Source organism: Streptomyces sp. NPDC054849, from assembly GCF_053610945.1.
The window spans coordinates 36,219-58,929 of sequence record NZ_JBSGZI010000024.1; the positions used below are offsets into that span (position 1 = coordinate 36,219).

The 22,711-nt window shown below is 70.8% G+C and carries 25 protein-coding genes; 9 read left to right on the forward strand and 16 right to left on the reverse strand.

The genetic code is table 11. The features are described 5' to 3' along the window. Window positions 1-9: 9 nt before the first annotated feature. Both ACWGIF_RS13780 and ACWGIF_RS13785 read right to left on the reverse strand, forming a co-directional pair. Window positions 10-1,401 carry a family 2 encapsulin nanocompartment cargo protein terpene cyclase gene (locus tag ACWGIF_RS13780; protein WP_453495825.1) on the reverse strand — a complete coding sequence of 464 codons (1,392 nt, stop codon included), beginning with the start codon at window positions 1,399-1,401 and terminating at the stop codon, window positions 10-12. A 260-nt stretch (window positions 1,402-1,661) separates the two neighbouring features. After that, entirely contained in the window at window positions 1,662-3,077 is a 1,416-nt protein-coding gene (locus ACWGIF_RS13785) for a family 2B encapsulin nanocompartment shell protein (protein ID WP_453495828.1), read from the reverse strand. 380 nt (window positions 3,078-3,457) lie between these two features. On the opposite strand from ACWGIF_RS13785, the gene bla reads away from it, so the two are divergent. Then, on the forward strand, window positions 3,458-4,339 hold the full coding sequence (bla, locus tag ACWGIF_RS13790; protein WP_453495965.1) for a class A beta-lactamase: 882 nt from the start codon (window positions 3,458-3,460) through the stop codon (window positions 4,337-4,339). 199 nt (window positions 4,340-4,538) lie between these two features. Here the strand turns inward: bla and ACWGIF_RS13795 are convergent, their stop codons facing one another. The 10 genes from ACWGIF_RS13795 to ACWGIF_RS13840 form a co-directional block, all read right to left on the reverse strand. Beyond that, window positions 4,539-6,263, reverse strand: coding sequence for an acyl-CoA dehydrogenase family protein (locus ACWGIF_RS13795; RefSeq protein WP_453495831.1), 1,725 nt, complete (start codon window positions 6,261-6,263; stop codon window positions 4,539-4,541). Between the two features lie 90 nt (window positions 6,264-6,353). Further along, window positions 6,354-6,926, reverse strand: coding sequence for a PadR family transcriptional regulator (locus ACWGIF_RS13800; RefSeq protein WP_453495833.1), 573 nt, complete (start codon window positions 6,924-6,926; stop codon window positions 6,354-6,356). Window positions 6,927-7,064: 138 nt separating this feature from the next. Further along, window positions 7,065-7,388 carry a hypothetical protein gene (locus ACWGIF_RS13805; RefSeq protein WP_453495836.1) on the reverse strand — a complete coding sequence of 108 codons (324 nt, stop codon included), beginning with the start codon at window positions 7,386-7,388 and terminating at the stop codon, window positions 7,065-7,067. A 45-nt stretch (window positions 7,389-7,433) separates the two neighbouring features. Beyond that, window positions 7,434-7,778 carry a hypothetical protein gene (locus tag ACWGIF_RS13810; RefSeq protein ID WP_453495839.1) on the reverse strand — a complete coding sequence of 115 codons (345 nt, stop codon included), beginning with the start codon at window positions 7,776-7,778 and terminating at the stop codon, window positions 7,434-7,436. A gap of 8 nt (window positions 7,779-7,786) precedes the next feature. Next, window positions 7,787-8,689 (reverse strand): hypothetical protein, encoded by a 903-nt coding sequence (locus tag ACWGIF_RS13815; protein ID WP_453495842.1) that lies wholly within the window; start codon window positions 8,687-8,689, stop codon window positions 7,787-7,789. Window positions 8,690-8,787: 98 nt separating this feature from the next. Beyond that, window positions 8,788-9,321, reverse strand: coding sequence for a chloramphenicol phosphotransferase CPT (gene cpt, locus ACWGIF_RS13820; RefSeq protein ID WP_453495844.1), 534 nt, complete (start codon window positions 9,319-9,321; stop codon window positions 8,788-8,790). 520 nt (window positions 9,322-9,841) lie between these two features. After that, window positions 9,842-10,582: a class I SAM-dependent methyltransferase gene (locus ACWGIF_RS13825; protein ID WP_453495847.1), complete on the reverse strand. Its 741-nt coding sequence runs from the start codon at window positions 10,580-10,582 to the stop codon at window positions 9,842-9,844. Between the two features lie 172 nt (window positions 10,583-10,754). Next, window positions 10,755-11,903: a PAS domain-containing sensor histidine kinase gene (locus ACWGIF_RS13830; RefSeq protein WP_453495850.1), complete on the reverse strand. Its 1,149-nt coding sequence runs from the start codon at window positions 11,901-11,903 to the stop codon at window positions 10,755-10,757. Further along, entirely contained in the window at window positions 11,900-12,550 is a 651-nt protein-coding gene (locus ACWGIF_RS13835) for a response regulator transcription factor (protein ID WP_453495853.1), read from the reverse strand. The genes ACWGIF_RS13830 and ACWGIF_RS13835 overlap by 4 nt, the downstream gene beginning before the upstream one ends. A 32-nt stretch (window positions 12,551-12,582) precedes the next feature. Next, on the reverse strand, window positions 12,583-12,927 hold the full coding sequence (locus ACWGIF_RS13840) for an STAS domain-containing protein (protein ID WP_453495856.1): 345 nt from the start codon (window positions 12,925-12,927) through the stop codon (window positions 12,583-12,585). Window positions 12,928-13,216: 289 nt separating this feature from the next. On the opposite strand from ACWGIF_RS13840, the gene ACWGIF_RS13845 reads away from it, so the two are divergent. Then, complete coding sequence (locus tag ACWGIF_RS13845) at window positions 13,217-13,624, forward strand: ATP-binding protein (protein WP_453495859.1); 408 nt, start codon at window positions 13,217-13,219, stop codon at window positions 13,622-13,624. A gap of 178 nt (window positions 13,625-13,802) precedes the next feature. Here the strand turns inward: ACWGIF_RS13845 and ACWGIF_RS13850 are convergent, their stop codons facing one another. The 4 genes from ACWGIF_RS13850 to ACWGIF_RS13865 form a co-directional block, all read right to left on the reverse strand. Continuing rightward, entirely contained in the window at window positions 13,803-14,486 is a 684-nt protein-coding gene (locus ACWGIF_RS13850; RefSeq protein WP_453495862.1) for a hypothetical protein, read from the reverse strand. Window positions 14,487-14,740: 254 nt separating this feature from the next. Continuing rightward, on the reverse strand, window positions 14,741-14,947 hold the full coding sequence (locus ACWGIF_RS13855) for a hypothetical protein (protein WP_453495865.1): 207 nt from the start codon (window positions 14,945-14,947) through the stop codon (window positions 14,741-14,743). A gap of 140 nt (window positions 14,948-15,087) precedes the next feature. Continuing rightward, window positions 15,088-15,465, reverse strand: coding sequence for a phosphatase PAP2 family protein (locus ACWGIF_RS13860; protein WP_453495867.1), 378 nt, complete (start codon window positions 15,463-15,465; stop codon window positions 15,088-15,090). Window positions 15,466-15,470: 5 nt separating this feature from the next. Beyond that, window positions 15,471-15,941 carry a CBS domain-containing protein gene (locus ACWGIF_RS13865; RefSeq protein ID WP_453495870.1) on the reverse strand — a complete coding sequence of 157 codons (471 nt, stop codon included), beginning with the start codon at window positions 15,939-15,941 and terminating at the stop codon, window positions 15,471-15,473. A gap of 417 nt (window positions 15,942-16,358) precedes the next feature. Here ACWGIF_RS13865 and ACWGIF_RS13870 point away from each other — a divergent pair, with 417 nt between their 5' ends. The 7 genes from ACWGIF_RS13870 (at window position 16,359) to ACWGIF_RS13900 (ending at window position 22,639) form a co-directional block, all read left to right on the forward strand. Next, complete coding sequence (locus ACWGIF_RS13870; RefSeq protein ID WP_453495967.1) at window positions 16,359-16,802, forward strand: DUF6098 family protein; 444 nt, start codon at window positions 16,359-16,361, stop codon at window positions 16,800-16,802. A 213-nt stretch (window positions 16,803-17,015) separates the two neighbouring features. Beyond that, window positions 17,016-17,492 (forward strand): hemerythrin domain-containing protein, encoded by a 477-nt coding sequence (locus ACWGIF_RS13875; protein ID WP_453495873.1) that lies wholly within the window; start codon window positions 17,016-17,018, stop codon window positions 17,490-17,492. A gap of 47 nt (window positions 17,493-17,539) precedes the next feature. Beyond that, a complete protein-coding gene (locus ACWGIF_RS13880) occupies window positions 17,540-17,926 on the forward strand; it encodes a hypothetical protein (RefSeq protein WP_453495876.1) in 387 nt (128 codons plus the stop codon). Window positions 17,927-18,008: 82 nt separating this feature from the next. Then, window positions 18,009-18,725, forward strand: coding sequence for a DUF6766 family protein (locus tag ACWGIF_RS13885; RefSeq protein ID WP_453495879.1), 717 nt, complete (start codon window positions 18,009-18,011; stop codon window positions 18,723-18,725). An 868-nt stretch (window positions 18,726-19,593) separates the two neighbouring features. Then, entirely contained in the window at window positions 19,594-20,022 is a 429-nt protein-coding gene (locus ACWGIF_RS13890) for an STAS domain-containing protein (RefSeq protein WP_453495882.1), read from the forward strand. 414 nt (window positions 20,023-20,436) lie between these two features. Then, window positions 20,437-21,399 (forward strand): nucleoside hydrolase, encoded by a 963-nt coding sequence (locus ACWGIF_RS13895; RefSeq protein ID WP_453495885.1) that lies wholly within the window; start codon window positions 20,437-20,439, stop codon window positions 21,397-21,399. A 91-nt stretch (window positions 21,400-21,490) separates the two neighbouring features. Next, window positions 21,491-22,639 (forward strand): LamG-like jellyroll fold domain-containing protein, encoded by a 1,149-nt coding sequence (locus ACWGIF_RS13900; RefSeq protein ID WP_453495888.1) that lies wholly within the window; start codon window positions 21,491-21,493, stop codon window positions 22,637-22,639. Window positions 22,640-22,711 lie beyond the last annotated feature (72 nt).

Consider the following 22,711-nt stretch of genomic DNA (forward strand, 5'->3'; position numbering starts at 1 on the left):
GTCCCATCCTTACCAGAAATCGGGCAGACTGTAGCGATAGGTGTTGGTCTGGTGCCAGTAGTGGTTGCCGTCGACCCAGGCGGCCACTCCGCGCAGGAAGCGCGGCACGCTCGGGACGGGGCAGGTGACCGCCAGTTCGGCGGCTTCGGCCTCGAAATCATGCATGAGGTCGTTGTGTACGTCGACCGCCTTCAGGTAGGCGTCCCGTACGGAGCAGCCCTCTCGTTCGGCGATCACCACGGGCAGGTTCAAGTGGCGCCCGGGGCTGGCAAGTTCCTTGGTGTACGAGTACAGGTCGTTGACGATGGTGGTGGCGTTCGAGGCGAGCGCGATGACCCGCTGCATGGCGGGCTGCGCGTGCAGGTCCGCGGGCAGTTCGTAGCCGCCGACGGTGTCGGTGATGGTGGGGCAGGGGCGGAAGTTGTTGAACTGACGCATCGCCAGGTACTCCCACACTTCGGGGACGTACTCCGTCTGGGCCCAGGCCGCCTCGGCCAGGTATCCCATGTGCAGACGGGCCATGTCGTGCCGGTACCGGTCGGCCTGGGAGGGGCTCGCCGCCTGGAGGAAGTACTCCATGGCGGACCGGTAGGCACGGCGGGGCGCGTCCGAATGAAGGGACTGCGCCCAATCCGGCTGGTACTCCTTCGTCGTGTGGAGCGGGTCGAGAGCGGTGTGCGCCATCAGGAGGCGTCCGCCGAGGCCGATGGGCGAGCCGCCGTGGTCCTCGCAGTAGCAGTCGTCGACGGCGTTCTCGGCGACCATGAGCCGCGTCGCGAGCATCAGGTGCTCGACGGTGGGGGCGTCCGGATGGCAGGCGACCATGTAGCGCCCGACGAAGAAGCCGTCGAACTCGTCCTCCCAGTCGTCGGGGTACAGCTCGACCTCGTCCTCCGCCCACGCCTTGATCCTGCGGCTGACCTCTTCCACGCGCGCCGCATCGGGCTCCGGTACCGGGTGGTGGTAGAGACCGGGGATCGGGTGGCCGGCGACCGGTGTCCCGGGCGCCGCCGGCGCCGCGGGCTCCTCGCGTCGGGCCGGGTGCAGGCCCGTCGTGCCCAGACCGCTGGGTCCTCGCAGGATCCGCTCCAGGCCGGGGGGCGGCTGCCTGACCACGGCCGCGCCGCCGTCGGGTGCGGGCACGTCCACGGGCGCGGGCGCCGCTCGACCGAATACGGAAGGGCCGGTGGGCAGCGACAGCCGCGTGGGCAGGGGGGTTTCCGTGGGCGCGGAGGGTCCGGTGGGTAGGCGGGGTCCCGTGGGCAGGGAGGGCAGAACGGGCTGAACGTCGGCGACGGCTTCGGCGCCCGCGGCGAGGGCTTCGGCAAGGACGTGGGCCCCGAAGTGGGCCCCGGCGGCAGGCAGGCTCGACTGCAGAGGGGAAAGCCCAGGATCGGGCATCCGTAGCTCCTTGATGAGATGGGTGGGCTGTCCCGGATCCCGGGCACGGTCGGCCGGCCCGGGCACGTCCGGGTGTTGACGGCCGTTGGCAGTCGCCAGGGCGCGTCTTTCGGATCTTGGCGGGCCCGCGCTGCACGGCACCGCACCTCGCGGCGTTGTCGGGGCTCCCGAGTACGTCCAGTACGAGGGAAGCTCCTCCGCCTTGCGATGCACGGCACCGGACAACGCGGGCTCGGCCGACATGATCCGGAAAAGACGGCCTAGTCGCGCCGGCGGGCGATCTGCACGTTCTCCAGCACCCCGAGCGCGTCGGGCACCAGGATCGCGGCGGAGTAGTAGGTGGTCACCAGGTACGAGATGATCGACCTCTCGTCGAGGCCCATGAAGCGCACCGACAGGCCGGGCTCGTACTCCTCCGGGAGACCGGTCTGCCGCAGCCCGATGACGCCCTGGTTGTCCTCGCCGGTGCGCATGACGAGGATCGAGCTGGTGTTCTCCTTGCTGATGGGGATCTTGTTGCACGGCAGGATCGGGACCCCGCGCCAGGCCGGGACCTGCTGCCCGCCGACGTCGACGTGGTCCGGGTACAGCCCGCGGGCGTTGAACTCACGCCCGATCGCCGCGATCGCCCTGGGGTGGGCGAGAAAGAACTTGGAGCCACGGCGACGGCAGAGCAGTTCGTCGAGGTCGTCCGGGGTGGGCGGGCCGGAGTGGGTCTGGATCCGCTGCTTGAAGGCGGCGTTCGGGAGCAGTCCGAACTCCCGGTTGTTGATGAGTTCGTGCTCCTGACGCTCACGCAACGCCTCGATGGTGAGCCTGAGTTGCTCCTCGGTCTGGTTCATCGGCCCGTTGTAGAGGTCGGCGACCCTCGTGTGGACCCGCAGTACGGTCTGCGCGACGGAGAGCTCGTACTCGCGCGGGTTGAGTTCGTAGTCGACGAAAGCACCGGGCAGCTCGGCCTCGCCGGTGTGCCCGGCCGACATCGCGATCTCGGCCTCGCCGTGACGGTTCTGCCGCTGGTGGGGAAGCGAGCTGAACGTGCGGATGTGTTCCTGGAGACTCGGCGCGGTGGAAAGCACGGCGGTGAACTCGGCGCGCGACAGGGTGAGCAGCGTACCGGGGGTCTCGGCGGTGGCGGTGTAGTCCCACTGGGCGTCGTCGTCCAGCAGGGCGTCCTCGCCGAACCGGTCGCCGTCGGCGAGTACGGCGACGGAGACCTCGTCGCCGTACTTGCCGACGGAGGTCTGGCCGATCCGGCCGTGGGCGATCAGGTGGATCTGCTCGGCGGGGGTACCGCGCTCGACCAGCACCTCACCTGCCCGGAAGTCACGCTGGACGCACCGGCCGGCGAGCGCGGTCAGCACGTCCACGTCGTCGAAGCCGCGCAGCATGGCCAGTTCGCCGAGCTCACGCGGGATCACCCGGACGTCGGAACCGTCCTGGACGAACTCGATGCGCCCGTCGCCGACGGTGTAGGTCAGGCGGCGGTTCACCCTGTAGGTGCCGCCCTTGGTCTCCACCCAGGGGAGCATCCGCAGCAGCCAGCGAGAGGTGATCTCCTGCATCTGCGGGGCGGACTTGGTGGTGGTCGCAAGGTTGCGCGCAGCCGCCGTACTCAGGCTGGACTGCGCGGGCGGCTCCAGGGGAGCTTCCGGGCGGGCGGTGTCAACGGTCATCGGGCGCGGTCTCCTTCGTGACGGTGGTGATCGGCGCGGCGCATCTGCGCGTCACCGGTGAAAGAGGAAATAAGAGGGGAATATGCGGGAATCCGTCCAGATCCCGGGGAACAGTAACGGCCGGTGCACCCGGTCGCCGCGACGAAACCGCTGGCATTACCTCAATGCAGTGATCTTGAGCCGGTGGACGTTTGCCCAGGCCACCGACGGTATTCAGACGTGGCCGAAAGCGCGCCCGGTACGCGACATGAGCCCTGCATGATCTCGGAGGAACCGAATTGATCAAGATTGACGTCTTCGTAGCCACATGACCGGGCAGGACGGACAGAAGAGGAGAGGCCGACGTGACGAACCAGGGGGCGACACCCTCCCGCCGCGCGATGCTGACCGTGGGCGCGGGGGTGGCACTGACCGCGGCGCTGCCTGCGGGCACGGCGCATGCCGCGTCGCCGCACGGTGGGGGAAGGGTCGTGGCACAGCTGCGCGAACTGGAACGCGCACACGGGGTACGGCTCGGGGTGTACGCGCGGGACACCGCCACCGGCCGGACCGTACTGCACCGCGCTGACGAGCTGTTCCCGATGTGCTCGCTGTTCAAGACGGTCGCCGCGGCGGCCGTGCTGCGGGACCTCGACCAGGACGGCACGCACCTCGCCAAGCGCATCCACTACACGCAGCAGGACGTCACCGACGCGGGCGGCGGAGACGTCACGAAGCTGGCCGAGAACATCGCGGGCGGCCTGACCGTGGCAGAACTCTGCTCCGCGGCGATCGCCCAGAGCGACAACTCCGCCGGCAACCTCCTGCTGCGCGAGCTGGGCGGTCCCACCGCGATCACCCGCTTCTGCCGCTCGCTGGGGGACCGTACGACACGGCTCGACCGGTGGGAGCCCGCCCTGAACTCGGCCGAGCCGTCGCGGGTGACCGACACCACCAGTCCCCGCGCGATCGGGCGGACGTACGCACGCCTCACGCTCGGCGACGTGCTGGCACCCGGGGACCGGGAGCTGCTGACCGGCTGGCTGCTGGCCAACACCACCAGCGGCAAGCGGTTCCGGGCCGGGCTGCCCGCCGACTGGGCCCTCGCGGACAAGACCGGCGCCGGTTCCTACGGGACCAACAACAACGTGGGCGTCGCCTGGCCGCCGGGACGGCCTCCCGTGGTGCTGTCCGTCCTCACCACCCGGTCGGAGGCGACCGCACCGCGCGACGACGCACTGATCGCCACGACCGCGAGGCTGCTGGCGGACGCTCTCGTCTGACGGGCCCGGCCTGTGCTTTCGGCCTTGCGGAGCACAGGTTGACGGCGGAGGTTGATCGTCATGACGGTCGGCCCATCGGACAACGGGATCTGCGGATCCCGTTGTCGGCGCCGCCCGGGGCAGGGCGGGGGCGGCGTGCGGTGGCCGACCGGGGGGCCTTCACGACGGCATCGTGAAGGCCCCCGGAGGATCTGCGCTGTTACGGCGCCATCTCGTACGCCCCGGACAGCGCCTCGACGCGCGCCCAGACCCGCGCCGAGCGCGCCTCGTCGACGACCGGACGCCGGACGGCGGCCAGCGCCCAGTCCTGCTGCGCCGCAGTGGCGGAGTCCTTGCCGTACAGCTCGACGGCGTGTCCGGAGAAGTCCCGTACGAGGACGGAGAACAGCTCGTCGAGCACGGACTCGTCCAGATCCGTCAGCCGGGCCTGCTCGAGGATCAGCTGGCCGTGCACGACCAGGGCGAACAGCTGGCCCACGGAGAGGAGGAAGTCGAGGTCGCGGCTCTGCTCCTCGTCGGGGGCGACGGTGGCCACGAACTCGCAGAGGGCGTCGGCCTGTTCGCGGAAGCGGGCGACGTTCGGCACGGCTGCGTAGGCGTCGTAGGCGGGGCGCCAGTCGTGGAACCGTACGGAGCCCAGGCCGCGGGCCGGTCCCTGACGGAACAGGAAGTCGTCGTCGGCCGCGTCGAGGCGGGTCGGTACGGGCGCGTACTCGGCCGGATCCAGCAGGTGGTTGCGCATGAACTTGAGGATCAGCGCGAGGTTGACGTGGACCGTGCCCTCCAGCTTCGGCAGTCCGCGGATCTCGACGGCGGCCTGGGCGAAGTAGGTGTCCTTCTCGAAGCCCTTGGCGGCGATGACGTCCCACATCAGGTCGATGACCTTCTCGCCCTCCGTGGTCACCTTCATCTTGGTCATCGGGTTGAAGAGCAGGTACCGGCGGTCGTCCGGCCCGGCCGTGCGGAAGTAGTCGACGGCGCGGTCGCTGAAGAGCTTCATCCCGACGAGGCGGACGTACGCGTCGGCCAGCTCGCGGCGCACGTGCGGGAAGGCGGTGACGGGGCGGCCGTAGAGGATCCGGTTGGTGGCGTGCGTGACGGCCTCGTACATCGCGTGCTCGCAGATGCCGATGGAGGCGGTGCAGAGGTTGAACTTACCGACGTTGACGGTGTTCAGGGCCGCGTCGAAGGCGGCGCGTCCGGTGTGCAGGACGTCCTCGGCGCGGACCGGGTAGCCGTCGAGGCGGAACTCGCTGACGTACTTGGAGGAGTCGACGACGTTCTTCACGACGTGGTAGGCCGGGTGTCGGCTGTCGGCGGCGAAGAAGACGTAGCCGTCGGGGCCCTCGATGTCGGTGCGGCGGCCGAAGACGGAAACGAGACCGGCGGCGTTGCCGTTGCCGATGTAGTACTTGGAGCCGCTCGCGCGGAAGCCGTCGGCGCCGTCGGGCTCCAGCAGCATGTCGGTGGAGTAGATGTCGGCGCCGTGGGTCTTCTCGGACAGACCGAAGGCGAACACCTCGCCCTCGGAGAGGAGTTCCGCGGCGCGGGCGCGGGCGGTGGCGTTGTCGCTCTGCCAGACCGGGCCGAGGCCGAGGACGGTGACCTGCCACGCGTACCAGTAGTCGAGGCCGTAGAAGCCGAAGATCTCGTTGAGGGCCGCGATCCGCGCGGTGTCCCAGCGCTTGTCCGACGCGTCCTGGCCGGCGGCGGTGGCCGGGGTGAGGAACGTCGCGAACAGGCCTTCCTTCGCGGAGAAGGCGAGGAAGTCGGCCAGCCAGGCGCGGGAGCGGTAGTCCTCGATGAGCCTGCGCTTGCCGCGGTCCTCGAACCAGTCGACGGTGGCGCGCAGCAGCCTGCGGGTCTCCGGGTCGAAGTGCGCCGGGTCGTACGTGTGCGGGTTGAACAGCAGGGGGTCGGCCATGGCGATACACCTTCCGAGGGGTTGGGAGGGGTCGGGGCAGTGCGGTGGGGGGTGTGCGGCGTGCTGGTGCGGGGTGCCGTGCGGCGTGGTTCAGGCGGTCGCGGACGGCGCGTTCCCGCCGAGCCGGTGGAGCGTGGCGAGGACGTCGTCGAGCCAGGCGATCGTCATCCGTTCGTACGCGATGCCGCCTCGCAGCACGACGTGCTGGAGCTCCTGCCCGGCGTCGAGCGGTGCGGGGGCGCCGGGCCCGGTGAAGTCGCGCACCTCCCCCGCGAGATAGCGCGCGAGGCGGTCGCTGTGAGCCTGGTGGTGGCGCTCCACCTCGCAGACCAGGGCGGCCGGGTCGTCGAAGGCCGCGCCGCGGATCTTCACGGCGAGGTCGTGACGGAGGCTCTCGGGTTCGATCGGCTCGTGCAGCCACCGGGCGAGCGCGGCGCGGCCGGGTCCGGCGACGGAGTACTCCTTCTTGTCCGGTCGCCCCTGCTGCGGGACGTCGCGGACGGCGAGCATGCCGTCGGCCTCCATGCGCTTGAGGACGCGGTAGATCTGCTGGTGGGTGGCGGTCCAGAAGTAGCCGATGGACCGCTCGAACCGGCGGGCCAGCTCATAGCCGGAGCCCGGCTTCTCCAGCAGGGAGACGAGGATCGCGTGGTCGAGCGCCATACCGCGATCCTGCTATGCAACTCGTTGCATAGACAAGCGGGAGTGGTCAGGTGAGACGCGGCTCACCCGGGGGCGGCCCTCCGCGTGAGACCGCCGTGTGAGTCCCTCCGCGTGGGGCGCTCCGCTGGAGGCCCTGCGTCAGCGGCTCACGGCCTGGTCCACCAGGTACCACAGCACCATCAGGCCCACCCAGCCCAGCACCCCCAGCGAGCCGAGCGTGATCCCGGTGACGGACGCGACCCGCCCGGACGTTCCGGCCACACCGCTGCGCAGCGCACGGACGCCGGACACGACGGCGGCGACGCCGAGGGGCAGGGCGAGGAGGACGAGGTACGGCAGGATCGGCAGGCTGCCGAGGACGAGGAACGCGCCGGAGCCCAGCACGAGGGAGGCCATGCCTGTGTGGAGCAGGGGCTGCGCGCCGTGCAGGTGTTCGGTGGAGGTCAGCTGATCAGGACTCATGCCGCTCACCGTAGGACGGGCGCCGGTCGCACGGCATGCGCTCAGCTACTCGGTCCGCCCTGAGTACCCCGCGACTCCGGGCCACGGCGGCGTCACCCGCCGGGGCGCACGGGGCTCACGGGGCTCACGGCAGGCGAAGGTGCGCAGGTCCCCCGGGCCGGTGGTAGGGGATATGGTGCGGTTCCTCCGGCGGCAGCAGACCGGTCCTTCGGTGTCGGCCCGCAGGCGGTCGGCGTTGCGGAACGCCTGGATCGCGGTGCCGACGGGCATCGCCGGGAACAGCGCCGGGAACAGCGGCAGGACCGCCAAGTCCTCGGCGGGACGGACCGCCTCCGCCGGCGGGCCGCGGACCCGGAGGTTCGTCGTCGACGGGGCGGCGGCGACGGGCATACGCGTCGTCAGGCCTCGCTGCGGTCCAGCTCCTCAAGCCGGCGCGCAGCGCTCCCCGCCGCCCGCCTCGCCTTGGCCTGCGCCTGCTCGGCCTGCCGGTGCAGGCGCTTCGCGTCCCGGGCGGCTCCCCGGGCCGCTTCCGCCCGTTGCTGCAGGGCGGCGAGTTCGTCGCCCAAGGCTTCCGCGTCGCCCTCCGTACGGTCCCGTTCGGCAGCGGCCTCCGCGAGGCGCCGGTCTGCGTCCTCCAGTGCGGTCACGGCGTCCGCCGCCTGCTCCCGGGCGGCTGCCAGCCGGGCCCCGCGCTCCTCGGCGGCCCGCCGCGCCGCCGCGTCCTCGCGGCTGCCCGCCGCCCGGGCGGGGGCGGGGGTGGGCGTAGTGCGGCGGGGTGCGGGAGCGGAAGGCGTGGGTGCGGCGCCGGGGGCCGGTTCCAGCCCCTCGAAACCGACCGTTCCCGTCGGCGCCTTGGCCATGCAGCCGGACGCCCACTGGCGGGCGGCTTCTTCGTCGGCCAGCACCCTGCGGAGGATCTCCTCGATCTCCCGCAGCGCCGCGTCCCGGAGCCGCTCCCCCGCCGCGGCCGCCAGCTGCCCGGCCTCCCGGACCAGCGCGCCGATCACCTGATGCTGCTGGTGTGACAGCGCGCGCAGCTGCCCGCCGTCGAGCTCCCGGTGTGCACGGCGCAGCTCGAGGCCGAGGCGCAACAGCGCCTCGGCCTGATCGGGATGGCTTCGGGCCAGCAGGTTCGCCGCCCATACGCCCAGGGTCGGTTTGCGCAGCCGGCCGAGCGCGGTGGCCGCAGCGGTGTCCTTCTCCCGGCGGGCCCGGGCGACGTACGCGTCGCGGGCGGACGTGAACTCCACCGGCCTCAGCCCGTACAACTCGAAGGTCACCGCTTCCACGTCCACGCTCATGGCGTCCACCTTGCCCCGCGCAACCGTCGCAGGCCGCGCCGCCACGTCGTTTCCGCGCAATGTCCCCCTGCCGAAGTCCGTGCCGCTCGGCGGCACGATCACCCCACGCGGGCGGCGATGGCCCGTGCACAGTCCAGGGCCTCCGTGTGCGTGGTCTCGACCTCCAGGTCGTAGACCACGCCCCGGTGGACCGCGTCCGCCTGCCCTGCGGCCATGCCCCGGGCCCGGTCTCCTCGGGCGATCTCGCGGCCCGCGGCGACCGCGCTCTCGCACCGGACCCCGACCCACAGCACGTCCAGTCCACCCAGGGCCTTCTGCCACCGCCCCTGGGACGCGGCACCGCCCAGGAAGACGTCGTCGACGATGACCCGGGCGCCGGCGCGGGCCATCGCGGCCACCCCTTCCCTCCATGCGGCTTCAAGCTTCCGGAACTCGGATCCGACGTGCACACCGCCGTCCGCGGCGAATTCGATTCCTGTGCCCGACGTCTGCAGGGAAGCGGGCATCGACTCGACCAGCGAGTCGACCGCGGCGGCGAGCCACGGGTCCCGAAGTACCGCCTGCAGACACCGGACGATCCCGGACTTGCCCGAGCTGGACCCACCGTTCAACACGATCACCTGAGTTGTCACCGGGCCACGGTAGAGACAGCCGGCGGCCACTCGAAGCGATTTTCCGCCGTACCCGCCCCGCCGGCCCCTCCGCGCGGGCCTTTCCGTCACGGCGGCGCAGACAGCATGGACGGGCTTCACCAGTGCCGTTCCGCCCCGCGGTTTGGAGGGAGAGTTCCAGGGCACACGGCGTAGCGTCACGTTGGGCCACACCGGGAGGGCTTATGTCCGGACTCTTCGCAAAGATCAAGCAGTTCAGCCGCAGCCCGCAGGGGCAGCGGACGATCGCTTCGGTGCGGCGTGCGGCCTCCGACCCGCGCAAGCGGGACCAGGCGCGCGGAGTGCTCAGGCGCCTTCGCGGCAGGGGTTGATCTCGGCGCCGGCCTGACGACCCGCACCCATGACGCCTGCGCCCACGCGAAGGCCCCGCCCTCCCCCGGGCGGGGCCTTCGCAGCAGCACAGACCAGCCCTCCCCGGGGCCGCGGCCACCGCCTTCACACGGCCCCCGCGAACGCCCAGGCGAGGGCGCGGGGTCGTCGGTCAGGCGGTGCAGCGGATCATGATCAGTGGCCGGTTCGCCGCGTAGTCCGCCCAGAATTCCTCGCCGAACTTCTCCACGCCGGCATCCGAGACGTCGAGCGGAACCCACTCGATCCCCGTGAATCCGGCCGCCGTCAATGTGTGCTCGTACGTCTCCTTCGACGGCGTGGTGGCCTCGAACGAGATGGGCGGGTCCAGCAGGGCCGTGATCCGCGTCCCCCGGCCGATCTCGTTGTCCTTGCCGGTCGCCTCGCACAGGAACCCGTACTTGGCCAGCGACGGGCCGTCGAAGTCGTAGTCCGGGTTCTGCACGAACAGGAAGTACGCGCCGCCGCCCACGAGGCTGCGCCGGATGTTGCGCATCATCTGCCCGATCTCGGCGACGTCGGCCGCATAGTTGAACGCCTGCACGGCCACCGCGACGTCGAAGGGCTGGTCGAAGGTCCGCAGGGTGGCCGTGTCCCCGACTTCGTAGGCGATGCCGAGGGGCTCGGACTGCTCCTGGGCGTTGGCCGCGTCGATCATCGCGCTGGAGATGTCGAAGCCGAAAACTCGGGACGCGCCGCGACGCTTGAGCTCGCGACTGTAGAAGCCCGTACCGCAGGCGATGTCGAGTACGGACTTGCCGGTGACGTCGCCGACCAGGGCGAGGAAGCCCGGTACCTCGGTGTAACGAATGATGGGCAGGGTCTTGAAGCCTTCGAATGCTTCGCCGATGCCGTCGTACAACTGACCACTCATCGTGGTGGTTCCCCTCGATTTGTGGCGTCGGCTCTCAGAATGAGCCGCGGCCCTCGGCGGGAAGTCTTCCTGTTCCTCCACGGGACTTCGTACTGGTGGAAGGTACGAACATGCAGGGGGAATCACTGAGGTGAGTCCAACCGCAGGGGGCTCCTGGGCATGGCGGGCGGGGTCACGAAGGCCCCTGCGGGGCAGGGGCGGTCAGGGAGTCGAAGCCCCTGGCGGGTGCGCCGGGCAGCGGTTCGTCCAGCTCGCCGGTCGGCAGATCGGGCACCCAGAACTCCACGGTGGTACCGGTACCGGGCTCGCTGCGCAGGGTCCACCAGCCGCCGGCGGTCTCGGCCCGCTCCCGCATCTCCATCAGCCCGAAGTGCTCCTGCAGCCTGTGGGCGACCGCCGCGTGGCCGGTGCCGTCGTCGGCCACTTGGACCCTTAGGCCCCGGTTCTCGGGGGTGACGCTGACCCGTACGCTGCGCGCTCGGGCATGTTTGCGCACGTTCAGCAGCGCCTCCTGCACGATACGGAAGACGGTGATCGCGGTCTCGGGGGCCGGCTCCTTCTCCAGGTCGTGTTCCAGCGTCGGCTCGAGACCCCAGCTCCGGGCCACCACGTCGTCGAGGTGCTGGGACAGCGACTCGATCAAGCCGTGCCGGTCGATGCCGGGCGGCTGGAGCCGGAAGGTGAGGTTGCGCAGGCGGCTCACCGCCTCGCGCACCGACGCGTCGAGCAGGGAGAGTTCACGCGCATAGGGCTCGCCGGCCTGCTCGGCGAGGAGCTGTAGCCGCATGCCGACGGCGACCATGGCCTGGATGGAGTCGTCGTGCACGTCCCAGGCGATGCGGCGGCGTTCCAACTCCTGTGCCTCTACGAGGTGGGTGAACAGGCGGCGGCGTTCGGTGAGCGCCTGCTCGGCGGCGCGGCGCTCGGTCATGTCACGCGTGACCTTGCCGAAGCCGCGCAGTTCGCCGTTCTTGTCGAAGAGCGGGGTGATCACCACATTGGCCCAGAAACGGGAGCCGTCCTTGCGGATGCGCCAGCCCTCGTCCTCCAGCCGGCCGTCGACGATGGCCGTTTCGAGCTCCTTGTGGGGCTTGCGGGCGGCGATGTCCTCGGGCGGGTAGAAGACCGAGAAGTGTTTGCCGATGATGTCTTGGGCACGGAAGCCCTTGATCCGCTCCGCGCCGGCGTTCCAGCTGGACACATGACCTTCGGGGTCGAGCATGAAGATGCCGTAGTCGAGGACGCTCGTGACCAGCAGGGTGAACGCCGTCTCGGTCGGGGCGAGGACGCCACCTTGTTCGACGCGGCTGTCACCGGTCATCGGAGAAGACCTTCACGGCGGGCCACGGCGACCGCCTCCAGTTGGGAGCGGGCGCCGAGCTTCTCCAGGACCCGCTGGATGTGGTTCCTGGCGGTGTTGAGGGCGACGCCGAGCCGCTCACTGATCTCCGCTGTGCCCAAGCCGTCGCCGAGCAGGGAGAGGGTCTCGCGCTCCCGCGGGGTGAGGGTCGTGCCCAAGCCGACGGTCCTGCCGGCCAGCCGGTCCAGCGCTCCGCTGAGCAGTCCCTTGCTGAAGGCCACTTCACCCGCCGCCACCAGGCGTACGCCGTCCTGGAGTTCGCGCAGGTTGTCGACCTTGAGGATGAGTCCCGAGCCACCCGCCTCGGCGACGCGGGCGGCCACCGCCGGCGTCCCTTCGCCGGTGAGCACCAGCACCCGGGTGCCGGGTGCGGCGGCCTTGAGCGCGGTGATGGCGGCGATGCCGTCGCCGTCGGGCAGTCGCCGGTCCAGCACCACCACGGCGGGGCGCAGCCGGGCCGCGTCGGCCAGCGCGTCCTTCACGCACAGGCTACGGCCGACCACCTCCAGGTCGTCGGTGCGGTCCAGTGCGAGCCGGATCGCCTCGGCCACCATGTCGTGGTCCTCGACGAGCAGGATCGTGATGCGCCCGCCGGCGGTGCGCGGCACGGTATCCGGTGTGGTCTGCGGTGTCGAAGGCGTCACAGGGTCCTCGGTGGTAGACGCGGCACGCCGCCGGCGAACAGTTCGTCGACGCCAGTGAGAGCGAACAGTCGGGCCACCTGCGTGCGGGCGCCCTCCACGCGCAGCTCGGTGCCGATCCTATCCGCTGTGGCCTTGGCCTCCACCAGCACGTTGAGCCCCGCGCAGTCACAGAACCGCAGGCCCCACAGGTCGAGCACGACACGGTCGGGCCGCCGCGCGAGGCAGTCGTCGACGGCGGCAAGCAACTGGGCGGTGCCGTCCAGGTCCAACGCGCCGACGAGGCGCAGACCGGCCCCGTCGGCGTCGAGTGCAGGGCTGACCTGGAACACCGGGCCGGTCACGTTGCGTCTTCTCTCATGCGGCAGCCCCCAGCCTGGGTAATGGGCACCAGCCAAGAGTAGTGAATCTGCACTAGAAAGAAACCCGTTCTCCTGACGGGTCACCACCACGTGGGCGGAGCAGCGCGAAAGCGCACGACGGGATGGGACGCGAAGGGGTGAACGTTTCGAACGGCCTGGGTACCCTGCCGAGTGGGGAAACACCAAGGAACTGGGCCCCGACGGTGCTACGGGCTCCCGGGCAGCGGTCGGGCACCCGAGCCGAGAGGCACTCAGTGGGAGGGGCGTGGGGATGGAGCTCCCGTCGGCCATTTCGCATGACGCCCGTCATGCGGAGGTGTGCGTGCACTTCGACGGCGCGCCCGGCTGCATCGCCGAGGCACGGGAAGCCGCCGTCGTCTTTCTTCGCCACCACTCCCCGCCCGCCGGCCGCACCTTTCACGATGACGTCCTGCTGGTCGTCTCCGAACTGGTGACCAACGCCGTCCGCCACGCTCCCGGGCCCTTCGTCCTGGAACTCGGCCTGGTTCCCGGCGGGATCGAGATCGCCGTACGGGACAGCAGCTCACGCCCGCCGCACCCCCGGACTCCCGACGTGACCGGCGGACGCGGGTGGACCATCGTCCAGACCCTCGCACGCCGGGTGCGCGTCGTCCCCCGCCACGACGGCAAGACCGTCCACGCGGAGCTGATCTGGTAGTCCCCCACACCGACCGGCGCTCCGGCCCTCGGATCGCCTCTCCGCACCAGCCGGCGGGGACCGCTTCATCAGGCGAGCGGCCGTCGGTGCTGTCGCTCGATCAAACGAACACCACGCAGGAGGACGCTTACTCCCGAGCAAAGGGCCGTGTTCGAGGAGCGCGGACCCCGGCCGGGGCCTACTTGACCTCTTCGAAACTGTAGGCGTAGCCCTTGGTGCCGATCTTGATCTGCAGGGTGGTGAAGCCGGGCTCGCCTCTGTTGGCGTGCTCGCCCCAGTAATGGCACTTGTAGCCGGTGTCGGCGCCGAAGTCGAATGTCTTCGCGGCGGGGAGTTCGTCGCAGGCGAGCTTGCTCGCGTCGGTACGCCCGGACTCGGAACCGTAGTTCTGGTTGATCATCTCGTAGACGAGCTTGCCGACCAGCAGGCCCTTCTTGGGCTCCTTCGTGTACGAGATGACGCTGCTGCCCGCCGTGTAGCTGTCGCTGATCTTGACCTCGTAGGGGATCTCGGCCCCCGCGTACGTCACTACACACTGGCTGACCGCGCCGGCCTTCTGGGTCACGCCGGCCGGGCACTTGGCGCCGGTCTCACCGGCGACCTTGGCGGTGGAGAGCACGTCCTCCCGCAGCGCGTGCTCCACCTTCTGCACGAAGGGAGCGCCGACCTCGGGGCGGGGGGTGATCTGGAGAGCCTCGCCGCCGCCGCGCATGTGCACGTCCGGCTGCGGACCGGTGATGGCCACCGGCAGAGCCTTCGCCGCATCGTCCGCGCCACCGCCCTGGGCGGATTCGGCGGAACTACAACCCGCAGTGAGCAGGGCCACGGCGGCCACGCCGGTCACCATCATGGGGAATCGCATGGAGGTGAGCGTAGACGCCGCCCCTTACAGGCCTTGCCCCGGGGCGTAGGCAGCTCCGCGGCACCTGCCTTTGCCCCTGCCGCGCCGAGTGCAGCGCGACCGGGGCGGCCGGCGCCAGGCACCCCCGGTCGGGATGAACGGCGGTCAGGGTCACGGGCTTTCCCTCCCGCTCCGAGCGGCGGCGGCCGCTCGGTCGGTCCTCTCACGGGAGAGCCCGCAGCCGGAGAGGCTCCGGGCCCTTCGGTGTCGCTTGGTCAGACCTCATCCCCCTCGGTGGCCGGGTCGGCGGCCGGGCGGGTGGCGAGCAGCCTTTCGACGGCGCCGGTGATGTGGTCGGCGAAGTCGCCCGTGTCCAGCTTCTCGGCGTCCAGGCCGGCGGTCCCGAGGTAGTCGACGATCGCGGCTTCGATCACCGTGCGCAGCGCTTCGGGGTCGACGGCGGCCGGGGTGGTGGGGCTCATGGGCTGCTCCTCGGTTCGGTGCGTGCGGAGGGGTGGTGGGCGCTACGGGTCCCAGGCCTGTGCCGCCTCCGGTCAGTCCTGAGAGCGGGGGCAACAGAGGAGGGCGCTCGTGGCACGTGCGCGATCTCCGGGCATGGCCCTCATGTGCCCAGGCGGCCGCCTCCGACGCCCCCTTGCCCGGCGGAACCGTGTCGGGGCGGTCCGCAGCGGTACGCAGCGATACGCATCACGGGTCGGCGCTGTGTGCACCATAGGTGTAGCAGCAGGCGAGGTGCGGCGCGGACGAGGGCGGCGGAGGCCAGGCCGATGACGGCGCCTGCTGCGATGTCCGAGGGGTAGTGCGCGCCGCTGTGGATCCGTTCGATGCCCACCAGGAGTGCGGGGACGCCGCATGCGGCTGCGGCCGGCGGCCAGGCGGGAGCCACGGCCGTGGTGAAGGCGACGGCGGCGGCGGTGTGCCCGGAGGCGCCGTGCCCGGGCGGCGCGCTGACCGGCTTGGTCCCGCTCTCGCGGGACACGGCCGTCAGGGAGCGGACTGGCGGCCGGAGAGGAAGTAGCTCATCAGCCGGCCCGCGGTCACCGTGCCCACCAGCTGTACGCGGGGACCCTCGCGCTCGATCACCACGACCAGGGGGCTGTGGGTGCGAGCCATCAGCGCGGCCACTTCCATGGGCGAGGCATCCGGACCGACATACGGGGGCGGGAACAGGCTGCGGGGCAGCCACTCGGCGACGGTGAGTCCTTCGAGCCGCTCGCCGATCTCACGGTCCGCCTGACCGTGGAGCGCTGCGGCCACCGGAGGACCGTCGACGACGTAGTCGGGAAGTGCCTGACGCAGAACCTGGGAGCCAGGCACGACCGCGTACGGGTGCCCGTCGCTGTCCAGGACGAGCAGGGCCGGCAGCGACTTCTCCGCAAGCATCCGTGCGGCGACCAGGGCGTCATCGTCGGTCGTCAGGAACGGATACGGCTCGGCCAGCTCACGGGCACGCACGGGCGCTCCTCCTCTCCGAGTCCGGGCGTCACGTCGGCCGGCGCACATCGTTGGGCGGATTCCGCCACGGTGCGCTGGTCAGCAGCTCCACATCTCCACGGTACGGGCTGCACGCGCGCGGCGTTACCCGCCGCGGCCGACCCCTGGAATCCTGTGAGCCGAGGCCTGGACGAGGGGCGGATGGGGCCTACGCCGTCGATCCGGCAGTGGTATGGGGGGTCGCTCACCCGGCACTCCGCGCGTGAGCGGACGGGCACCGGCGGGCGCCGCAGTCAGCCGCGTCGCTTGACCTGCTGTGCCGTCCTGCGGTGGCCGGCGATGCGCCGGCGATGCGCCGGCGGGCAGCGGATTGTCCGTCCGTAAGTCGGGTATCCGCCGGACGTGTATCACAAGGACCACAAGGACCACACCGCGCGTATGCCGACGATCCGGTCGCTCGACGAGTTGACCGGTCTCATCGCCCGGCGAACAGGCTTGTACGTCCGCTGGTCGAGGGGACCGGACGCAGATCTTCCTTCCCCTGCCAGCCGCGATGACCTCACCGGCATTCCGTTGCCCGGGCTGTCCGCCAGCCCCCTCGACGTCGAGCCTTGGTGGGAGGAGCGCCCCCTCCGGGTGTGGGCCGCCCGGCGTCTGTACGACTACGCGCATCTTCCGCATGTGAAGGACCGCCGGGTGCGTCCGTGGCTGCTGGTCGGCACGGAGAACGGGCGGGGCCCGGACAACGAGCCCCTCGTCACCGAGGTCGAGCCGCTGGGCTGGATCGACCAGGCAGTGATCAAAGAGGCCACGGAGGAGATCAGACGGCAGCGCGGGCGCTGGGGCCCCTTGGACCGGAGCGGGCGTGCCCGCCCCGCGTAGGCAGCGGGAAACGGCTTCGTCCTGATCCGACGGGCGGCGGCCATGCCCTGCCGGCGGGCCGGCCGGCCGGCCGGCGGTCCATGCCGGTGGACGAAAGGCCCGTGCTGGTCCACTCGGGCGACATCGGTCCGCCTGCGCGGCAAAGCCCGCTCCCCCGGGTAGGGAAAGCCTGGAGAGGCGTTTAACCGTAATCCGCATGCTCGAAGGATGTTCATGGACGCGATCGTGCTTCTGCGTGACGACCACAAGACCGTCGAGAAGCTGTTCAAGCAGTTCGAGAAGACCGGGGACGAGGACACGGACCAACGGCGCAGGATCGCCGATCAGGTCGTCGAGGAGCTGACCGTCCACGCCTGGATCGAGGAACAGATCTTCTACCCGGCCGCCCGCGAGGCAGCGCCGGACACCACCGACCACATCCTGGAGAGCATCGAGGAGCACCATGCGGTCGTGTGGATGCTGTCGGAGATCAAAGGGATGGACGCCGCCGACGAACGGTTCAAGGCGAAGATGAGCGTCCTGATGGAGAACGTCCGCCACCACGTCGAGGAAGAGGAGAAGGAGTGGTTCCCCGACGTCCGCAAGGCCATGGGACGCAACCGGCTCACCGAACTCGGCGAGCGGCTGGAAGCGGAGAAGCCGAAGGCGCCGCGGGACCCGCTGGCCACTCCCAGTGCCGACAGCCGATGACGCGGGTCGCCTGCCCACCCCGGGCGGCTCCGAGGGCGGCCGGCGCCGTGGCCCTGGCGGGGATGCTCGCGGTGTTCCTGACCGGCTGCGGGGCGTCCGGGGCGCGCGTGGACGGCGCCCGGGATGCCGGCCGCGCCTTCGAGCAGGCGCTCGCCTCCCGGCAGTACGGGGCAGCGTGCGATCTGCTGGCTCCTGAGACCCGCACCCAGCTGGAGGAGGACGAGAAGCAAGCGTGCGCGAAGGCGCTGGAGGGGCAGGAGCTCCCGGTGTCGGGAGCGGTGAACGGCGCCGAGGTATACGGGCGCCAAGCCCTGGTACGCGCCGACGGCGAGACGCTGTTCCTGTCGCTGTTCACCGGCGGATGGAGAGTGGTCGCGGCAGGTTGCACGCCGCAGGAGGACAAGCCCTACCAGTGCGTCGTGAAGGGCGGATGAGCATGCGCGGACTCTTCGTCGCCTGCCTGGTCGTGATCGTGGGCGGACTGGGCTACTTCATCGCGATCGGAGCGATGCACCGATGAGCGGGAGCGGAAGCGGAAGCCGACAAGGGCGCCGGGAGCACGGGAGCTTCTGGCGGGACAACAGCCTCACTCTCGCCTTCGGCACGGCGTTCCTGGTGATCCTGCTCGGACAGGCGCTGGCCGGGCACGCCGACTTCAACGAGCAGCTCACCGACGACGGGCTCCAGCGGATCAGCCTGGGCGAGTACATGACGTCCTCGGACTTCGCCGTGGACGTGACCGAGAACTGGCAATCGGAGTTCCTGCAGTTCTTCCTGTTCATCTTCGGCACCGTGTGGCTGGTCCAGCGGGGATCCCCGGAGTCCAAGGAACTCCACAAGATCGGTACCGAGTCCGATCGCGAGCAGCGGATCGGCGATCACGCGGACGAGAAGTCGCCGCGCTGGGCCGGCACGAAGGACTGGCGGCAGCGGGTGTACTCGCGCTCGCTGGGCCTGGTCATGGGAGCCCTGTTCGTGCTGTCCTGGCTCGCCCAGTCGATCTCGGGCGTGGCCGCCTACGACGAGCAGCAGCTGCGGGAACTCCAGGACCCCGTCGGATGGGGGGCCTACGTGGCCTCGCCGGACTTCTGGAGCAGAACCCTGCAGAACTGGCAGTCGGAGCTCTTGGCCGTGGCGGCCATGGTCATCCTCTCCGTCTACCTGCGCCAGCGGGGGTCGCCCGAGTCCAAGCCGGTCGGCTCCCCCCACACCGCGACCGGCGTCGAAGGCTGAGGCCACGCGGCTTGGGCGGGCCGACGTCAAGCGTCGCGCCGCTCCTCTTGCTCAGGCTGCTGCTCGGGAGGAACCGAACCGCCCCTGCCGCCGCCCTTGCTCCCCTTGTCCGTACCGTGCGGGCGCCCCTCCTTGGCGCCCCCTTGGATCCCCTCGCCGGCCTTCTGCTTTCTGCTGTCCTGCGGTGTGGCCCCGCCGCGGCCGCTACGCCGGGCCGCGGGCTGTTGTGGACTGGCCATGGCTGCTGCACCTTCCTCGTCCGTCCTGCATTCCGTTCACCGGGACACCGCAGGAAGGCCGCAGCCTCCGGCGGTACCCGAGGCGCCGTCGCCGCACGCCGTAAGGCTTCTCCTGGGCGGCGGCTGATTGCTGTCCTGCCCCTACCCGGGCGTGCGGAGGGTATGCCGACGCGGGCCTGCGCCGGGGCCTGCCCTGACCCGGCTGCAGGAGGCAGAAGCGCGGGAACCCGCGGTCGTCGCATGGTCGGCCGCAATGGGCACTGGTGCGGCGTGTCACGTTGCGTGTCAGCGTGGCGCCGAGGAGTTTTCAGCCACGCGTCTCGGAGGAGTCACCGTCTTGGGCGGTGTGCAGCACCCCCAGGGTCCAGCCATTTCGACGTCGGCCGGCGAGCGCCCGGGAAGGGCCCAGAGGAGACGAAGCCGCGCCGCCAGGACGATGTGACGCCGGCGTGGCAAGGACGACGGGACCTTGAACACCTGTCGCCGTGCGCCGCCGGAAGTGCCCCGAACGCGCATATCGTGGAGGTGGGCTCGCTGCCCTTCCGGGGGCAGTGCGCATCCAACCCAGTCCTTCCCCTGAGCCAGGCGGGCGCGCATCGAGCCTGCCGATCGTGGCGAGGTGAGACGGCATGGAATGCGACTTCTGCATCACCGTGCGGCGCTACGGCCCTACCACGCATGTGACCCTGGCCGGTGAACTCGACCTGCACACCGGATCCGCGCTCGACGACGTACACGCCGCCTTCGACGACGGTGTCGTCGTTCTCGTCTGCGACCTGCAGCACCTGACGTTCATGGACGTCACCGGCCTGCACCGGCTCACCGACCTCGCCCGACGCGCCGACAGGCGAGGCATCGCGTTCTTCGCCTGTCACTGGCAGCCACAGCCCCGCCGGCTCCTGGAACTCGTCGCCGCCCTGTACCCGCCTGACGGGCCCGGGGAGCCCCGCCTTGAGCCCGGCCACCTGCTGCGCCGCACTCTGCGGGACACCGCGGCCTCGCACCGCGCCACCGGCGCGGAGGCGGTCCGCGCACCTCTGTCCCAGCGAACGCAGTGATCGGCGGACAGGGAGACGAGGCCGTCTACGCTCGCAGGCCGCGCCCGGCGGCAGGGCGACGGGCCGGAGCCTGGGTGCGGCCGCCATGTGCCCTTCACCAGTTCGGCGGAGGCGCGGGATCCGACCTCGGTGCCGCAGCCGTCCGCCCGTCGCAGCCGGGTGGCTGACCCAACGCGACACAACGCGGCGCGACCTGGCAGGGTGTCATTGCCTCGGCGGATGCGGCGGAGTACCGGGCAGGGTCGGTCGGGGACCGCCCGTCAGGCTCTTGCGGAAACCGGGCCCCTTGATCACCCGATGATCCTACTGCCCTCCGATGCGGCCGGGTGACGGGCTGCCCGGCCGGGCAGGCGGGTGTCGCGGCCGGTCGGCGGCACACTGGGCGGGTCAGCGGCACGACGAAGAGGATTGCCCATGCCTGTCCCGATCATCATCGACTGCGATCCCGGGCACGACGACGCACTGGCCATCATGCTGGCGGCGGCGAACCCGGCCGTCGATCTGCTCGCCATCACCACGGTCGCCGGGAACCAGACACTGGAGAAGACCTCGCTCAACGCCCGCCGGGTGTGCACCGTCGCCGGGATCACCGACGTGCCCATCGCCGCCGGATGCGACAGGCCGCTGCTCCAGCCGCTGGTCGTGGCAAGCGACGTACACGGTGAATCCGGGCTGGACGGGCCGCAGTTCCCCGAGCCCACGGTCGACCTCGTGCCCGAGCACGCGGTGGAACTCATCCACCGGATCCTCCTGAACCACCCGGAGCCGGTCACGCTGGTGCCCACGGCCCCACTGACGAACATCGCCCTGCTGCTGACCCGCTACCCCGACAGCGCCGCCCGCATCCGCGAGATCGTGCTGATGGGGGGTTCCACGGAGCGTGGCAACACCACCCCGGCGGCCGAGTTCAACGTCCACACCGACCCGGAGGCCGCGGACATCGTCTTCGGCAGCGGGGTGCCGCTGACCATGTGCGGGCTCAACGTCACCCACCAGGCCCTGGCCACCCCCGAGGTCCTGGCCCGCTTCGAAGCCCTCGGCACCGAACTCGGGGACATCTGCGGCCTGCTGCTCGCCTACTTCGCCTCGACGTACAGCCGCCTGTGGGACATGCCCCACCCTCCGCTGCACGACCCCGTCGCAGTGGCCCGCGTCATCGCCCCGGCCCTCGTGCAATGCGTGGACGCGAACGTCACCGTGGAACTGCACGGCCGCTTCACGCGCGGCGCCACCGTCGTGGATTTCCCCCGAGACCGGGGCGGGGGCCGGGACCGGGACCGTCCCACGAACGCGAAGGTCGCCATGACGCTCGACACCCGGCTCTTCTGGGACCACATGGTCGACGCCGTCGCGGCTCTCGGCTCCCGGTCGGCCTGAGGACCGACGGACGGCCCGTGGGGACGGCCGAGTCCGTCTCGTGATGTCCCGTCCGACGGCGACCCACCGGTCATGTTTTACGATCCGTGCCATGACGGACGGTACGGACCACACGAACACACCCCAGGACCCCGGCGCGGGGCCCGGTGGATACGGCTACCCCCAGGGACAACCCGGCGGCTACGGCTACCCCCAAGGTCAGCCCGGTGGCTACGGCTTCCCCCAGGCGGGACAGCCGAATCCGTATCAGCAGCCCCTGCCCCAGCCCGGACCCGGCGGCCTGCCGCAGCAGCAGCAGCAGCAGCAGCAGCAGCCGAACGCACCTCAGCCGCCCGCGTTCGCCGCATCGCCTCAGCCCGACTGGCAGGCGCTGGCGGACCGCACCGAGGCGCAGAAGCGCACGCGCAAGCGCATCTGGATCGTCGGCATCGGCGTGGTGGCGTGCGGCCTCGGCGTCGGCGCGGGCCTCTTCATCCTCGACAAGACCGGCAAGGGCGAAGACAAGCCGGGCCCCGGTACCTCCCAGGCGGCGCCCAGCGCCTCGGGCCAGGGCACCGAGGACCCCAATTCGCCCACCGTGCCCGGCGAACCGAACCTGCTGCGCGACCGGTCCGGCCAGATCAACGTCGCACTCAGCCCGGACGCCGCTCTCGGCAAGGTGGACAACGGCAACGTGCTGCGGCTGCGCAGCAACGGCAACTCGTACGCTCAGGCGGCCGAGCAGGTCGTGGACGCCTCCAAGAGCTTCACCGTGTCGGCCTGGGTCTACAACGAGGCGGAGGGCGGATCCCGGTTCGCCATAAGCCAGGGCGACGGCACCTCGTACTCGTTCGAGCTGGGCCGCGAGGACACCAACGGCAAGAAGGCCTGGGTCGTCCGGATGCAGACGGACGAGAAGGGCGCCGCGTCCACCGCCGTGGCCGCCTTCTCCGACGGCTACAACACGGTCCGCACCTGGGCCCTGCTGACCGGCGTGTACGACGCCGAGGGCAAGACGCTGACGCTGTACGTGGACGGCAAGGAGGCCGGGCGGGCCCAGGTGGCCAAGACCTGGGCCGGCCAGGGGCCGCTGCAGATGGGCCGTTCCCGCCACCACGGGATCTGGAGCGGTCCCTGGGCCGGCGTCATCGGGCACGTGCTGGTCTGGGACAAGCCGCTCACGGCGGATCAGGTGGCCGCGCTCAAGGGTGGAAAACTGGACAAGGAGATCAAGCCTGTTGCTTCTTGGCTGGTTGGTTGACCCTTCCGCCCGGATTCGACCCTATTTGATCATCACGGCAGCGTCACCCCGGTGGATGGGTGCCTCGCGATT

Bases quoted from the DNA above. Each gene is read 5' to 3' on its own strand.
- ACWGIF_RS13890 (WP_453495882.1), top strand. From the start codon at position 19,594: ATGGAATGCGACTTCTGCATCACCGTGCGGCGCTACGGCCCTACCACG.
- ACWGIF_RS13875 (WP_453495873.1), top strand. From the start codon at position 17,016: ATGGACGCGATCGTGCTTCTGCGTGACGACCACAAGACCGTCGAGAAG.
- ACWGIF_RS13825 (WP_453495847.1), bottom strand. From the start codon at position 10,582: ATGAGTGGTCAGTTGTACGACGGCATCGGCGAAGCATTCGAAGGCTTC.
- ACWGIF_RS13855 (WP_453495865.1), bottom strand. From the start codon at position 14,947: ATGAGCCCCACCACCCCGGCCGCCGTCGACCCCGAAGCGCTGCGCACG.
- ACWGIF_RS13785 (WP_453495828.1), bottom strand. From the start codon at position 3,077: ATGACCGTTGACACCGCCCGCCCGGAAGCTCCCCTGGAGCCGCCCGCG.
- ACWGIF_RS13800 (WP_453495833.1), bottom strand. From the start codon at position 6,926: ATGGCGCTCGACCACGCGATCCTCGTCTCCCTGCTGGAGAAGCCGGGC.
- ACWGIF_RS13900 (WP_453495888.1), top strand. From the start codon at position 21,491: ATGACGGACGGTACGGACCACACGAACACACCCCAGGACCCCGGCGCG.
- ACWGIF_RS13795 (WP_453495831.1), bottom strand. From the start codon at position 6,263: ATGGCCGACCCCCTGCTGTTCAACCCGCACACGTACGACCCGGCGCAC.
- ACWGIF_RS13850 (WP_453495862.1), bottom strand. From the start codon at position 14,486: ATGCGATTCCCCATGATGGTGACCGGCGTGGCCGCCGTGGCCCTGCTC.
- ACWGIF_RS13810 (WP_453495839.1), bottom strand. From the start codon at position 7,778: ATGCCCGTCGCCGCCGCCCCGTCGACGACGAACCTCCGGGTCCGCGGC.
- ACWGIF_RS13830 (WP_453495850.1), bottom strand. From the start codon at position 11,903: ATGACCGGTGACAGCCGCGTCGAACAAGGTGGCGTCCTCGCCCCGACC.
- ACWGIF_RS13885 (WP_453495879.1), top strand. From the start codon at position 18,009: ATGAGCGGGAGCGGAAGCGGAAGCCGACAAGGGCGCCGGGAGCACGGG.
- ACWGIF_RS13895 (WP_453495885.1), top strand. From the start codon at position 20,437: ATGCCTGTCCCGATCATCATCGACTGCGATCCCGGGCACGACGACGCA.
- ACWGIF_RS13805 (WP_453495836.1), bottom strand. From the start codon at position 7,388: ATGAGTCCTGATCAGCTGACCTCCACCGAACACCTGCACGGCGCGCAG.
- ACWGIF_RS13780 (WP_453495825.1), bottom strand. From the start codon at position 1,401: ATGCCCGATCCTGGGCTTTCCCCTCTGCAGTCGAGCCTGCCTGCCGCC.
- bla (WP_453495965.1), top strand. From the start codon at position 3,458: ATGCTGACCGTGGGCGCGGGGGTGGCACTGACCGCGGCGCTGCCTGCG.
- ACWGIF_RS13815 (WP_453495842.1), bottom strand. From the start codon at position 8,689: ATGAGCGTGGACGTGGAAGCGGTGACCTTCGAGTTGTACGGGCTGAGG.
- ACWGIF_RS13845 (WP_453495859.1), top strand. From the start codon at position 13,217: ATGGAGCTCCCGTCGGCCATTTCGCATGACGCCCGTCATGCGGAGGTG.
- ACWGIF_RS13870 (WP_453495967.1), top strand. From the start codon at position 16,359: ATGCCGACGATCCGGTCGCTCGACGAGTTGACCGGTCTCATCGCCCGG.